13 protein-coding genes are annotated in these 13,172 nt (G+C 64.5%); 12 read left to right on the plus strand and 1 reads right to left on the minus strand.

The features are described from left to right. The first annotated feature begins 104 nt into the window (after positions 1 to 104). From nrdR to FJ957_RS25260, 7 genes are all read left to right on the plus strand, one after another. A complete protein-coding gene (gene nrdR / locus FJ957_RS25230) occupies positions 105 to 584 on the plus strand; it encodes a transcriptional regulator NrdR (protein WP_140835518.1) in 480 nt (159 codons plus the stop codon). A 2-nt stretch (positions 585 to 586) separates the two neighbouring features. Next, entirely contained in the window at positions 587 to 1,717 is a 1,131-nt protein-coding gene (ribD, locus tag FJ957_RS25235; protein ID WP_181180706.1) for a bifunctional diaminohydroxyphosphoribosylaminopyrimidine deaminase/5-amino-6-(5-phosphoribosylamino)uracil reductase RibD, read from the plus strand. After that, complete coding sequence (locus FJ957_RS25240; RefSeq protein WP_112129919.1) at positions 1,717 to 2,334, plus strand: riboflavin synthase; 618 nt, start codon at positions 1,717 to 1,719, stop codon at positions 2,332 to 2,334. The genes ribD and FJ957_RS25240 overlap by 1 nt, the downstream gene beginning before the upstream one ends. Before the next feature lie 265 nt (positions 2,335 to 2,599). Beyond that, positions 2,600 to 3,418 carry a methyltransferase gene (locus tag FJ957_RS25245; RefSeq protein WP_246685959.1) on the plus strand — a complete coding sequence of 273 codons (819 nt, stop codon included), beginning with the start codon at positions 2,600 to 2,602 and terminating at the stop codon, positions 3,416 to 3,418. 140 nt (positions 3,419 to 3,558) lie between these two features. Next, positions 3,559 to 4,053 carry a 6,7-dimethyl-8-ribityllumazine synthase gene (gene ribH / locus FJ957_RS25250; RefSeq protein WP_140641425.1) on the plus strand — a complete coding sequence of 165 codons (495 nt, stop codon included), beginning with the start codon at positions 3,559 to 3,561 and terminating at the stop codon, positions 4,051 to 4,053. Beyond that, positions 4,050 to 4,544, plus strand: a complete 495-nt coding sequence (gene nusB, locus FJ957_RS25255) for a transcription antitermination factor NusB (protein WP_140785261.1) — start codon at positions 4,050 to 4,052, stop codon at positions 4,542 to 4,544. The genes ribH and nusB overlap by 4 nt, the downstream gene beginning before the upstream one ends. Further along, entirely contained in the window at positions 4,541 to 5,761 is a 1,221-nt protein-coding gene (locus FJ957_RS25260; RefSeq protein ID WP_140835520.1) for an MFS transporter, read from the plus strand. The genes nusB and FJ957_RS25260 overlap by 4 nt, the downstream gene beginning before the upstream one ends. A gap of 165 nt (positions 5,762 to 5,926) precedes the next feature. On the opposite strand, the gene FJ957_RS25265 is transcribed toward FJ957_RS25260, so the two are convergent. Next, entirely contained in the window at positions 5,927 to 6,499 is a 573-nt protein-coding gene (locus FJ957_RS25265) for an NADPH-dependent FMN reductase (RefSeq protein WP_140835521.1), read from the minus strand. A gap of 236 nt (positions 6,500 to 6,735) precedes the next feature. Here FJ957_RS25265 and FJ957_RS25270 point away from each other — a divergent pair, with 236 nt between their 5' ends. The 5 genes from FJ957_RS25270 (at position 6,736) to FJ957_RS25295 (ending at position 13,171) form a co-directional block, all read left to right on the plus strand. Beyond that, positions 6,736 to 7,647: an ABC transporter substrate-binding protein gene (locus FJ957_RS25270; protein WP_140835522.1), complete on the plus strand. Its 912-nt coding sequence runs from the start codon at positions 6,736 to 6,738 to the stop codon at positions 7,645 to 7,647. A 279-nt stretch (positions 7,648 to 7,926) separates the two neighbouring features. Continuing rightward, the gene (locus FJ957_RS25280; RefSeq protein ID WP_140835524.1) at positions 7,927 to 9,093 is read left to right on the plus strand and encodes an ABC transporter permease; all 1,167 of its coding nucleotides are present in this window, start codon (positions 7,927 to 7,929) and stop codon (positions 9,091 to 9,093) included. Next, positions 9,090 to 10,028, plus strand: a complete 939-nt coding sequence (locus FJ957_RS25285; protein ID WP_140835525.1) for an ABC transporter ATP-binding protein — start codon at positions 9,090 to 9,092, stop codon at positions 10,026 to 10,028. The genes FJ957_RS25280 and FJ957_RS25285 overlap by 4 nt, the downstream gene beginning before the upstream one ends. Continuing rightward, complete coding sequence (locus tag FJ957_RS25290; protein WP_140835526.1) at positions 10,025 to 10,774, plus strand: ABC transporter permease; 750 nt, start codon at positions 10,025 to 10,027, stop codon at positions 10,772 to 10,774. The genes FJ957_RS25285 and FJ957_RS25290 overlap by 4 nt, the downstream gene beginning before the upstream one ends. Before the next feature lie 255 nt (positions 10,775 to 11,029). Further along, complete coding sequence (locus tag FJ957_RS25295; protein ID WP_140835527.1) at positions 11,030 to 13,171, plus strand: sodium-translocating pyrophosphatase; 2,142 nt, start codon at positions 11,030 to 11,032, stop codon at positions 13,169 to 13,171. Position 13,172: the final 1 nt, after the last annotated feature.

Raw genomic sequence — 13,172 nt, forward strand, 5'->3', positions numbered from 1 at the left:
GCCAGCGGGGTGGGGCGCTGGCAATCTTGCTTATGCCTCGCTATCTCTGAGGCATAAAAGGCTCTAAGCCTTTCGCCCACAGAATCGCGAACCCAAGGCTCTCCATGCGCTGCCCCTATTGCCAGTCCGAAGATACGCAGGTGAAGGATTCGCGTCCCGCCGAGGATGGCGCGGCGATCCGCAGGCGGCGGGTGTGCCCCGATTGCGGCGGCCGTTTCACGACTTTCGAGCGCGTCCAACTGCGCGACCTCGTCGTCATCAAGAAGTCCGGCCGCAAGGTGCCTTTCGACCGTGACAAGCTGCTGCGCTCCGTCGAGATCGCCGTGCGCAAGCGCAATGTCGACCCCGAGCGCATCGACCGCGCCGTCACCGGCATCGTGCGCCAGCTCGAAAGCTCCGGCGAAACCGAGGTTGCTTCGGGCGAAGTCGGCCGGCTGGTCATGGATGCGCTGAAATCGCTGGATGACGTCGCCTATGTCCGCTTCGCCTCGGTCTATCGCAATTTCCGCGAGGCCAAGGATTTTCATGAGCTGCTGGGCGAACTGAAGGGCGACGAGGAAAAGACCGAAGAGGACGCTGGCTGATCATGGCGGGACAGCGACTGGACGAGGCCGCGCAGGCGGCTCTTGATCGCCGTTTCATGGCCGCGGCCATCAGGTTGTCGCGCCGCAATGCCGGGCGCACCTCGACCAACCCTTCCGTCGGCACCATCATCGTGCGCGACGGCGGCGCTGGCCCAATGATCGTCGGTACCGGCGTGACGGCCGTCGGCGGCCGCCCGCATGCCGAGACCGAAGCTCTGGCCGAGGCCGGCGAGCTTGCGCGTGGTGCTACGGCTTACGTTACTTTGGAGCCTTGCGCCCATCACGGCCGCACGCCGCCTTGCGCCAACGCGCTGGTCAATGCCGGCATCGCGCGCGTCGTCGGCGCGGCGAGCGATCCCGACCCGCGCGTCTCCGGCAAGGGCTACGCCATCCTGCGCGCCGCCGGCGTCGATGTGGTGGAGAAAGTGCTGGCCGCCGAGGCCGCCGAACAGATGGCCGGCTATCTGACTCGCTCTCTGAAGAAGCGCCCGGAAGTAACTCTGAAGCTTGCGCTTTCGAGCGACGGCAAGATCGGCCGCAAAGGCGCGGGCCAGGTCGCCATCACCGGCGAGATCGCGCGGCGCGATGTCTATTTGATGCGCGCCGAGTCCGACGCCATCCTCGTCGGCATCGGCACGGCGCTGGAGGACGACCCAGCGCTGACCGTGCGCCTGCCGGGGCTTGAGAACCGCTCGCCGGCGCGCATCATCCTCGATCGGCAGATCCAACTGCCGGAGACATCCAAGCTCGTTTCCGGCGTAGATCGCGTGCCGCTCTATGTCGCCGCGTGTCTGGAAGCCGACCCGCACCGGCGGGCGGCGCTCGAGCGTGCCGGCGTGCGCTTCATCGGCACTGAAACCCATGACGGCGTCGTCGCCTTGCCGGAATTGCTCGAAGACCTTGCCGCGCTTGGCATGGCAAGCGTTTTGGTCGAAGGCGGCGCCAAGGTGGCCAAGGCCTTCCTCGAGGAAGACCTGGTAGACCGCATCGTCCTCTTCCAGGGACCTGAGGCGATCGGCGAGGATGGCATTGCATCGCCCATCGACGCCGACCATATCCCGACAGGTTTTCGCAAACTGCGTGACATGCGCTTCGGCGAAGACAGCTACTCCGAATGGGTGAGGGACCTTTAATGTTCACAGGAATTGTGACCGATGTCGGCACCGTGGCCGCGGTGAAGCCACTTGCCGAGGGCGTCGGCTTGCGCATCGATACGGCCTATGATCCGGAGACCATCGCCATCGGCGCCTCGATTTCATGCGGCGGCGTCTGCCTGACCGTCACGGCGCTCCCGGAACATGGCTCCAACGCACGCTGGTTCGAGGTCGAGGCTTGGGAGGAAGCGCTGAGGCTCACCACGGCATCCAGCTGGAAATCCGGTACCCGGATCAATCTCGAACGGGCGCTGAAGATCGGCGACGAGCTCGGCGGCCACATCGTCTCCGGCCATGTCGACGGCACCGCCGAAATCGTCGAACGCAAGGAGGAGGGCGATGCCGTGCGCTTCACGCTGGAGGCGCCGCGGCATCTGGCGAAGTTCATCGCGCCGAAAGGGTCGGTCGCGCTCGACGGCACCTCACTCACCGTCAACAAGGTCGAAGGCACACGCTTCGACGTGCTGCTCATCCATCACTCGCTGAGCGTCACCACCTGGGGCGAGCGACAGGCCGGCGACCGCGTCAACATCGAGATCGACACCATGGCCCGTTACGCCGCGCGCCTAGCGGAGGCAGCGAAAGAAGGGCTTTGACTAAAGTCGCGAGGCCGCGCCGTTCAACACTGCGTCCCGCTTCACTTCTGCTCGCGCCCCTCGTAAGCTTTTCACCTGTCCGGAGGGGAAAGCCATGACCAACCCGTCGCAACAAGTCATGAGGCTGGGTTTCGGATTTGCCGTGTCACAGGCGCTGCGCGTCGTCATCGAACTCGGCATTCCTGATCTTCTGGCTTCCGGCGAGCAGTCAGTTGAAGATTTGGCGGCCGCCACGAAGACGGATGAGGAATCGCTCTATCGCGTCATGCGGCTTCTGGCGCCGGAGGGGGTCTTCACTGAAGTTCGCCCTCGTCATTTTGCCTTGATGGAGGTGGGCGCGGCGCTTCGTTCCGATCGACCCGGACCACGCGACTTCATCCGGATGGTCAACGGCGAGGCCTATCTTGCGTTCGAGCAGCTTCTGCATTCCGTCCGCACCGGAAAGCCGGCCTTCGACAAGGTGTTCGGAAGTCCGAGGTTCGATTGGCTTTCGGCCCACCCGGAACAGGCTGCCCTGTTTCAGCGAGCTATGATTGCCCAGGGCCAAGGCAGTAACGAGGCGGTCGCCGACGCCTATGATTTCAGCCGATATACGCGGGTCGTCGATGTCGGCGGCGGGCATGGCCAGCTTCTCTCGGCCATCCTTGCCCGCAATCCCCATTTGAGCGGGGTTCTTCTCGATCTCGCCTCCGGAGTGGCGGCGGCGCGCCAGGAGGCCGGGAGCGATCCGTCGCGCACCGACTTCGTCGTCGGCGACTTCTTCGACAGCGTCCCCGTCGGCGACGTCTATGTAATCAAGAAGGTGATCCACGATTGGGACGATGAACGCGCGGAGTTGATCTTGCGCCGTTGCCGCGAGGCTATGCAAACGCATGGCAGGGTGCTTGTGGCCGAGACGCTCGTCCCTGCGGGCGACGAACCAGCCCAGATCAAGGCCATCGATGTGGTCATGCTCGCGGTCACCGGCGGCTTCGAGCGGACCGAGGCGCAATACGCCAGGCTGTTCGAGGCCGCAGGGCTGAAGCTCGAGCGAGTGATCGACACCACCGCGCCGATCTCGATCCTTGAGGCTTCGCCTGCCTAGCCAAACAAAGTACCGAAACATCGCGCTGCCCCGGGATCTGAATCCTTCGAGAGATACAGCGTTGGTGTCGGTCCGCCAATCTTCCGCTTGCGATAAACCCGGCTTCGGCCTAAGTCACCGGCAACCCCCCGGAGACTTTTATGGCAGGCACATCCCAACACGGCAAAGCGTTCATTCGCCCGAAGGCGAAGGCGCATCTGCTCATTGTCGAAGCGCGCTTTCACGACGATCTCGCCGACGCGCTCCTCGAAGGTGCGACCGGCGCGCTCGACGAGGCTGGCGCCACATATGACGTCGTCACGGTTCCTGGCTCGCTCGAAATACCTGCTGTCATCACCTTCGCGCTCGATGGCGCGGCCGAAGGCGGCACGCATTACGACGGTTTTGTCGCGCTAGGAACCGTCGTCCGCGGCGACACCTACCATTTCGACATCGTCGCCAATGAATCGAGCCGCGCGCTCATGGACCTTTCGGTGCAGGAGGCGATCGCGATCGGCAATGGCATTCTGACCACAGAAAACGACGCGCAGGCATGGGCGCGTGCGCGAAAGACGGAAGGCGACAAGGGCGGCTTCGCCGCGCGCGCGGCGCTGACCATGATCGCGCTCAAAGAGAAATTCGGAGCCCAATCGTGACCGAGCCCGCCTCGACCGGAGCGGTACGCCACGCCAACAAGCGCGGCGCCGCCCGTCTTGCCGCCGTCCAGGCGCTCTATCAAATGGATGTGGCCGGCAGCGGTGTCTTCGAGATCACGGCCGAATACGAGACCTTTCGCCTCGGCAAGGAAGTCGACGGCGCGCTCTATCGCGAGGCCGATGCGCAATGGTTCCGCGCCATCCTGACCGGCGTCGTCGAGAACCAGAAGACCATCGACCCCGTCATCCGCCAGGCGCTGACCGAGGACTGGCCGCTGTCGCGGCTGGATTCGACGCTGCGCGCCATTCTGCGCGCCGGCGTCTATGAACTGATGAAGCGCGAGGATGTGCCGGTGGCCGTCATCGTCTCCGAATATGTCGACATCGCCAAGGCGTTCTACGAGGAAGACGAGCCGAAGCTGGTCAACGCCGTTCTTGATCGCGTCTCGCGCCGGGTTCGCGGCGAGGGCCGTGGCAAGGACGCTTCGTGACAACCGTAACGGCCGCGGTCGCCGAGGCCGGCAGGGAAGGGCGTCGAACCGCGGTGCTGCTTGCCGCGGCGCAGGCAATCGTCGGTTCGGCCGCGCCGATCGCCATTTCGCTCGGCGCGCTGGCCGGGCAATATCTGCTCGGTCCCGACAAATCCCTGGCCACCGCGCCGGTCACCGGCTTCAACATCGGCGTGGCGCTCGGTGCCTTGCCAGCCGCCGCCATCATCCGCAGCCTCGGCCATCGCGGCGGCTTCATGATAGGCACCATCGTCACCGCGCTCGGCGGCCTGATCGCGACGCTCGCGCTCTATCAGTCGAGCTTCTGGCTGTTTGCCTTCGGCCTCTGCGTCATCGGTGTCGGCGGCGCCTTCGTCCAGCAGTTCCGTTTCGCCGCCGCCGACAATGCGCCACCCGAATTCAAGGCGCGCGCCATCTCCTTCGTGCTGGCGGGCGGCATCATCACCGCCATCCTCGGGCCGCAGATCGTCATCTACACGCGCGAACTGCTGGCTCCGGTGATGTTTGCCGGGTCCTTCATCTCGATCCTGCCCCTGGCGGCGGCCGGCGCGCTCATCCTGTCGTTCCTGCGGGTTTCCTCGCGGACTGACGCTGTCTCTGAAATCGCTGCAAGCGACGCCCGCCCCCTGATCGAAATCGTCACCCAGCCGCGTTTCGTCGCCGCGCTGTTCTGCACCGTCGGCAGCTACGCGCTGATGAGCTTCGTCATGACCGGCGCGCCGCTCGCCATGGTCGGCTGCGGCCTGTCGGAAGACAATGCGACGCTTGGCATTTCCTGGCATGTCATGGCGATGTTCGCGCCGAGCTTTTTCACCGGTTCGCTGGTCCACCGCTTCGGCGCCGAACGCATCGTGGCGACCGGCCTTGTCCTGCTGATCGGCTGCGGCGCCGTGGCGCTTTCCGGCCTGGCGCTGTGGCAGTTCTGGACGGCGCTGATCCTTCTGGGACTCGGTTGGAATTTCGGTTTCATCGGTGCCACGGCGATGGTCGCCGCCAGCTACCGGCCTTCAGAGAAGAGCAAGGTCCAGGGCTTCCACGACTTCGTCCTGTTCGGCTCCGTCGCCTTTGCCTCGCTGATGTCGGGCGCGATCTACAACGCCTGGGGCTGGACCATGCTGAACTGGATCGTGTTCCCGGTCGTAGTGCTTTGTTTTGTCGCGCTCGGCACGTTGAAGATGGTGGGCGCCCCCAAACTTTGAAGAAGGCGCTGGATCAGTTCTTCCAGCCCGCTCGAACAGCCTGCCCCTGATGCATGTCGCCCAGAAGTGCGCGGCGGTTCTGGGAGAACGACATGCATCCAAACAAAGACTTAAAAGCGCGTCGCCTGAATCCGTTTCAGCGTGATGCGCTTTAAGCGGCAAGTGTCATGCATCCGGCGGGAGTACCTGCAGGACCCGCGCGATGAACATGTGGAACTCTTGCATGTAGTTGCGCAGGAATGTTTCGGTCGACTCTACCGTCACCTCGCCATCGTCGGTGATCAATCCCGGGGTAAACTGAATATAGGCTTCAGGAGAGTTCATCTGGGGTGCGTTGCAGAAGCTCAAGACACTGCGCAGGCTCTGCTGGGCGACCGCGGTCGCGATCGCGCCGGGTGACGTCCCGATGACGGCAGTCGGTTTGCGGGCAAAGGAGTTCTTGCCGTATGGGCGGCTGGCCCAGTCGATCGCATTCTTCAGGCCGCCGGGGATCGAGCGGTTGTATTCCGGCGTGACGAAAAGCACCGCCTGGACGGACGCGATGGCTTTCTTGAACTCCAGCGCGACCGGTGGAAAGTTGGCGTCATAGTCGTAGCTGTAGAGCGGCAGGTCCCTGAAGGGGATTTCCGTCATTTCAAGTTCCGGCGGCGCCAGTTTTACGAGGGCGTTCGCGAGCCTGCGGTTGATGGAGCCCTTGGCGAGGCTGCCGATGAGGTAGCCGACTTGGTGCTTGGCCATGACATAACTCCCGTGTTGGCCGCCGACCCCGCAGTTCCTAATATTCACCAGAACAGCGCAGGCCGCCAGCCGACCTTAGGTCGGCATTGCGTTATGCCGGGTGGTAAGGCTGGGCCCGCCGAACAAAATTATTGCGCGCGTCCCCCTACTTATGAAACCGTGTGCCCCGACTGGCCGTTATAGCCGTGCTCATATGCGGCCACCGGATCCTCGGTTCATAGCAAGGGATTTTCACAATGTTTTCAATCGGAAAGCTCGCAGTTGCGGCCATCGCGCTCGGCCTTGCCACCGCCTCGGCCAACGCCCAGGTGGTCGTCTCCTCGAAGATCGACACGGAAGGCGGGGTGCTGGGCAACATCATCCAGCTCGTGCTTAACGCCAACAACATCAAGACGACGGACCGCATCCAGCTCGGCGCGACGCCAGTGGTGCGCAAGGCGATCACCGCCGGCGAGATCGACATCTATCCCGAATATACCGGCAATGCCGCGTTCTTCTTCCAGAAGGCCGACGATCCGGTCTGGAAGGACGCCGCCAAGGCTTACGAAACCGCCAAGAAGCTGGACTACGACGCCAACAAGATCGTCTGGCTGTCGCCGTCGCCGGCCAACAACACTTGGGCGATCGCGCTGCGCAAGGAAATGACCGACGAGAACAAGCTCGTCACGCTCTCGGACTTCGGCAAATACGTCGCGGGCGGCGGCAAGGTGGTGCTCGCGGCTTCGGCCGAGTTCGTCAATTCGGCCGCCGCGCTTCCGGCCTTCCAGACGACCTACGGCTTCACGCTGAAGCCCGATCAGTTGATCACCCTCTCCGGTGGCGATACCGCCGCGACCATCGCCGCCGCCGCCAACCAGACCAACGGCGCCAACGCCGCCATGGTCTACGGCACCGATGGCGGCATCCAGCCCTCGGGCCTCGTCGTGCTCGAGGACGACAAGGGCGTTCAGCCCGTCTACCAGCCGGCGCCGATCATCCGCGAAGAGGTCTTGAAGCAGCACCCGGAAATCGAGGCGCTGCTGAAGCCGGTTTTCGCCAAGCTCGATCTGGTCACGCTGCAGGAGCTCAACGGCCGCGTGCAGCTGGGCGGTGAGCCAGCGAAGGGCGTGGCGGAGGACTTTTTGAAGAAAAACGGGTTCTTGAAGTAGATCGCGGCATAATTAAGTGCGGGCTGGAGAGGTGCGGTTGGCGGAACTGCTGATCTCCCCCCTTGTGGGGGAGATGTCCGGCAGGACAGAGGGGGGTGCTGTCCCGCCGACCTGTCAGCCAATCAAAGGCAAGCCTTTCGATGGGTTTCCTTTTGAACGAGCTCGTATTCCAAGGTTCCTTCACACCCCTCTCTGGCCTGCCGGCCATCTCCCCCGCAAGGGGGGAGATCGGTTCTCCCGCCGGCTTTCGCCAACCGCCAAGGCCGCAAGGGGGAGGCCATGACCCTGCGTTTCGACAAGCTCGGCGTGGTCGTCGCCGCGATCGTCGCCTACGCCGCTTTCCTGGCCCCCTTTGCCACGTTCCGCGCCAACCGCATCGTGCCCGGACAGGCGCGCCCGATCCTCGAAGCGCTGCCGCCGACGCTTGGTATGCTGTTGCTCGCCATCGTCATTGTTGGTGGCATCATTGCCTTGCTGCGGACGCCGCTCATCCTCAGGCTGGCCGCCAGCATCGTCGCGCTGGTCGCTCTTGCAATCCTCATCGGCGTCGCCGGCGGTTTCCTGACACCGGCCGGCAACACGTTCGCCCGCATCGCCCCGGCGTCCGGTTTCTGGCTACTCGTCTTTGCCTTCACCTTGCTCCTGGCCGATGTGCTGACCAGGCTGAACCTGTCGCCCTGGTCACGCGTCGGCGTGCTCGTGCTTGCAGCGCTTGCCATTGCTGTGCTGCTTGTCTCGGGAAGCTGGGACAGTCTTTCCATCCTCAAGGAATATACCGGCCGCGCCGACAGTTTCTGGGCCGAAGCTTCCAAGCACGTCACGCTGGCGCTTGGTTCTCTGGCCGGCGCGGTGATCGTCGGCATACCGCTCGGCGTCCTTTGCCATCGCGTCGAGAAACTGCGGGCGGGCGTGCTGAATGTGCTCAACATCATCCAGACTATTCCGTCGATCGCGCTCTTCGGGCTGCTGATCGCTCCGCTCGGCTGGGTTGCCGTGCACGTGCCAGGCGCCGCCGCGATCGGCATCAGGGGCATCGGCACGGCGCCGGCTTTTGTCGCCCTTTTTCTCTATTCCTTGCTGCCGGTGGTGGCCAATACCGTGGTTGGGCTGGCTGGCGTGCCCCGCGCGGCCAACGATGCCGCGCGCGGCATGGGCATGACCGACCGCCAGCGCCTCTTCGATGTCGAGTTCCCGCTCGCCTTTCCGGTGATCCTGACCGGTATTCGTATCGTGCTGGTGCAGAATATCGGCCTCGCCACCATCGCCGCGCTGATCGGCGGCGGCGGCTTCGGCGTGTTCGTTTTCCAGGGTGTCGGCCAGACGGCGATGGATCTGGTGCTGCTCGGCGCGCTGCCGACCGTGGCGCTGGCCTTTGCCGCGGCCATTATCCTCGACGCGGTCATCGAAATGGCCGCCACCAGGCGCAGGGCAGTTGAGACGGCATGATCGAGATCGAAGGCATCACCAAGCGCTATGACCAAACGACGGTGGTCGACAATGTTTCGATGATCATCGAACCCCGAACCATCGCGACCATTGTCGGTACGTCGGGATCCGGCAAGACGACGCTGCTCAGGATGATCAACCGGCTGGTCGAGCCGACCTCCGGGGTCATCAAGCTCGACGGCGCCGACAACCGCTCGGTGCCCGGCTATCAGCTGCGCCGCAGCATCGGCTACGCCATCCAGGGGCATGGCCTGTTTCCGCATCGCACGGTGGCGCAGAACATCGCTACCGTGCCATTGCTGGTCGGCTGGGACAGGGATCGCATCAAGGCGCGTGTCGACGAGTTGATGACACTCTACCAGCTCGACCCCCAGGCCTACGGCCCGCGCTATCCGCACGAGCTTTCCGGCGGCCAGCAGCAGCGCGTCGGCGTCGCCCGCGCTTTGGCCGCCGAGCCCAACGTGCTTTTGATGGACGAGCCCTTCGGCGCGCTCGACCCGATCATCCGCACCAAGGCGCAAGAGGATCTGCTGGCGATCCAGAAGCGTTTCGGCACCACCATCATCCTCGTCACCCACGACATGGAAGAGGCTGTGCACTTGGGCGACAAGATCGCCGTCATGGATGCCGGCAAGCTGGTGCAATACGCCAAGCCGGCCGAAATCCTGGCGAGGCCCGCAAGCGATTTCGTCGAGACACTGGTCGGCGCCAGCGAAAGGCCGTTCCGGCTGCTGTCGCTTGGGCCGGTGCGCGATGCCGTGGAGCCTGGCGGCGCCGAAGGCGAGGCGATCCCCGGCGAGGCCACGCAGCGCGACGCGCTGGCCGAGCTGTTGTGGTCGGGCCGCCCCGCGCTGCCGGTGAAGGACGCCGACGGCAAGCTCATTGGCCGCGTCACCGTCGAAGGCTTGGTGAAACGCGCGGCGAGGCCGCAATGAAAGCCTGGCTGCCCGCGCTGCTGAGGCTGGCCGTTCTGGTGCTGTTGGTGGTCTTCATCACCAGCCCCAACTGGTTCGAGCCGCTGCTGAAGCCCCTGACCGAGAATGGCGCGCCGGCAATCTACAACCAGGGCAGCCTGCTGACGCTGACCTTGCAGCATCTGCGGACGGTCCTGGTCGCGACGGTGGCCGCGACGATCGTCGCGGTGGCGCTCGCCATCCTGGTCACCAGGCCGGCCGGCGCCGAGTTCCTGCCCTTGTCGCGCAGCCTGGTCAATATCGGCCAGACCTTTCCGCCGGTTGCCGTGCTGGCGCTTGCCGTGCCGGCCGTCGGTTTCGGCGAGAAGCCGACGCTGATCGCACTCTTCCTCTACGGATTGCTGCCGATCTTCGAAAACGCGCTGACGGCGCTCACCACGTTGCCCGGCAACGTCATGGAAGCGGCGCGTGGCGCCGGTATGACCGGTTGGCAAAGGCTGATGAAGGTCGAACTGCCGCTGAGCGCCCCGGTGATCCTCGGCGGCATCCGGCTCTCGGTCGTCATCAGCCTCGCCACCGCGACCATCGGATCGACCGTTGCCGCCAAGACGCTTGGCGAGGTGATCATCGCCGGCCTGATCTCGAACAACCTTGCCTTCGTGCTGCAGGGCGGCCTGATCGTCGCGGCGCTTGCCGTGCTGATCTATGACGGCCTGTCGGCGGTTGAGCGCTACGCCGCGCGACGCATGGGGCAGGGGGCGGAATAACGCTACGTCTTAGGATTGGCGAATGTGCCCCAGCGTCATTTCAATCGATCTAATTCCAGGCTTGCGCTTGGCACAACAATTCCTGCCCTCTTCTTTTGGGCGAAAGCCGGGCAAAAACCGAACAATATCTTGACGTTCCAAGCCCTGTTTCGCATACACCCCAGCCAAGGGGTGGAATCCGTGCGCGGCATCCATCTCCGTTCCAACGGCCCAGGGAGGGGTTCTTTTGGGCCAACAATCGAGGAAAATCCGGCAATGACCATCATTACCGCCGTCATCGCCTGCGGCTTGCTGTCAGTTCTGTACGCCATCTGGGCGACACGTTCGGTCCTTGCGTCCGATCAGGGCAATCAGCGCATGCAGGAAATCTCCGCCGCCATCCGCGAAGGCGCCCAGGCCTATCTGGCGCGCCAGTACACGACCATCGCGGTCGTCGGTATCGTCGTTCTCCTGCTTGCCTGGTGGCTGCTTTCGATCACCGCCGCTATCGGCTTCCTGATCGGCGCGGTGCTCTCGGGTGCCGCCGGCTTCATCGGCATGCATGTCTCGGTGCGCGCCAATGTGCGGACTGCGCAAGCCGCTTCGAACAGCCTTGCTGCCGGCCTCGACATCGCCTTCAAGTCGGGCGCCATCACCGGCATGCTGGTGGCGGGTCTGGCGCTGCTCGGCGTCTCGATCTACTACGCCGTATTGACCGGCCCGATGGGCCTGCAGCCGAATGACCGCGTCGTCATCGACTCGCTGGTTTCGCTCGGCTTCGGCGCTTCGCTGATCTCGATCTTCGCCCGTCTCGGCGGCGGCATCTTCACCAAGGGTGCGGACGTCGGCGGCGACCTCGTCGGCAAGGTCGAGGCCGGCATTCCGGAAGACGATCCGCGCAACCCGGCCACCATCGCCGACAATGTCGGCGACAATGTCGGCGACTGCGCCGGCATGGCCGCCGACCTGTTCGAAACCTATGCGGTGACCGTCGTCGCCACCATGGTGCTCGCCGCCATCTTCTTCGGCGGCACGGCCGCGCTGGGTGCGTCGATGCTCTATCCGCTCGCCATCTGCGGCGCCTGCATCCTGACCTCTATCGTCGGCACCTTCTTCGTCAAGCTTGGCTCGAACGGCTCGATCATGGGCGCCCTCTACAAGGGCCTGATCGTCACCGGGCTCTTGTCGATCGTCGGCCTCGCCATCGCCACTTCGGCCACCGTCGGCTGGGGCGAGGTCGGCAATGTCGCCGGCATCGCCATCACCGGCAAGAACCTGTTCATCTGTGGCCTCATCGGCCTCCTGGTGACCGGCCTCATCGTGGTGATCACCGAATACTACACTGGTACCAACAAGCGCCCGGTCAACTCGATCGCCCAGGCTTCCGTGACCGGCCACGGCACCAACGTCATCCAGGGCCTCGCGGTCTCGCTGGAATCGACCGCGCTGCCTGCCATCGTCATCGTCGGCGGCATCATCGCCACCTACCAGCTCGGCGGCCTCTTCGGCACCGCGATCGCCGTCACCACCATGCTCGGACTTGCCGGCATGATCGTGGCGCTCGATGCCTTCGGCCCTGTCACCGACAATGCCGGCGGCATTGCCGAAATGGCCGGCCTGCCCAAGGAGGTGCGCCACTCCACCGACGCGCTCGACGCCGTCGGCAACACCACCAAGGCCGTCACCAAGGGCTATGCCATCGGCTCCGCCGGCCTCGGCGCGCTGGTGCTGTTCGCGGCCTATTCGAACGACCTGAAATTCTTTGCCGCCAATGGCGACAAGTATCCTTACTTCCAGGGCATGGGCGAGGTCTCCTTCGACCTCTCCAACCCGTATGTCGTCGCCGGCCTGATCTTCGGCGGCCTGATCCCCTACCTCTTCGGCGGCATCGCGATGACCGCCGTCGGTCGCGCCGCGGGCTCCATCGTCGAGGAAGTGCGCAAGCAGTTCCGCGAGGACAAGGGCATCATGGCCGGCACCTCGAAGCCGAACTATGCGCGCGCCGTCGACATCCTGACCAGGGCGGCGATCAGGGAAATGATCATCCCGTCGCTGCTGCCCGTGCTGGCGCCGCTCGTCGTCTATTTCGGCGTGCTGCTGATCTCGGGCTCCAAGGCCTCGGCCTTCGCGGCGCTCGGCGCCTCGCTGCTCGGCGTCATCGTCAACGGCCTCTTCGTCGCCATCTCGATGACCTCCGGCGGCGGCGCCTGGGACAACGCCAAGAAGTCGTTCGAGGACGGCTTCACCGACAAGGACGGCGTCAAGCACCTGAAGGGCTCCGAGGCGCATAAGGCATCGGTCACCGGCGACACCGTCGGCGATCCCTACAAGGACACCGCCGGCCCGGCCGTCAACCCGGCGATCAAGATCACCAACATCGTCGCGCTGCTCCTGCTCGCCGTGCTCGCGCACGGCTGAT

This window comes from Mesorhizobium sp. B2-4-6, from assembly GCF_006442775.1.
GTDB lineage: Bacteria > Pseudomonadota > Alphaproteobacteria > Rhizobiales > Rhizobiaceae > Mesorhizobium.

Coding starts and splice junctions, on each gene's coding strand:
- nrdR (WP_140835518.1), top strand. CDS start 105: ATGCGCTGCCCCTATTGCCAGTCCGAAGATACGCAGGTGAAGGATTCG.
- ribD (WP_181180706.1), top strand. CDS start 587: ATGGCGGGACAGCGACTGGACGAGGCCGCGCAGGCGGCTCTTGATCGC.
- FJ957_RS25240 (WP_112129919.1), top strand. CDS start 1,717: ATGTTCACAGGAATTGTGACCGATGTCGGCACCGTGGCCGCGGTGAAG.
- FJ957_RS25245 (WP_246685959.1), top strand. CDS start 2,600: ATGCGGCTTCTGGCGCCGGAGGGGGTCTTCACTGAAGTTCGCCCTCGT.
- ribH (WP_140641425.1), top strand. CDS start 3,559: ATGGCAGGCACATCCCAACACGGCAAAGCGTTCATTCGCCCGAAGGCG.
- FJ957_RS25265 (WP_140835521.1), bottom strand. CDS start 6,499: ATGGCCAAGCACCAAGTCGGCTACCTCATCGGCAGCCTCGCCAAGGGC.
- FJ957_RS25270 (WP_140835522.1), top strand. CDS start 6,736: ATGTTTTCAATCGGAAAGCTCGCAGTTGCGGCCATCGCGCTCGGCCTT.
- FJ957_RS25280 (WP_140835524.1), top strand. CDS start 7,927: ATGACCCTGCGTTTCGACAAGCTCGGCGTGGTCGTCGCCGCGATCGTC.
- FJ957_RS25285 (WP_140835525.1), top strand. CDS start 9,090: ATGATCGAGATCGAAGGCATCACCAAGCGCTATGACCAAACGACGGTG.
- FJ957_RS25290 (WP_140835526.1), top strand. CDS start 10,025: ATGAAAGCCTGGCTGCCCGCGCTGCTGAGGCTGGCCGTTCTGGTGCTG.
- FJ957_RS25295 (WP_140835527.1), top strand. CDS start 11,030: ATGACCATCATTACCGCCGTCATCGCCTGCGGCTTGCTGTCAGTTCTG.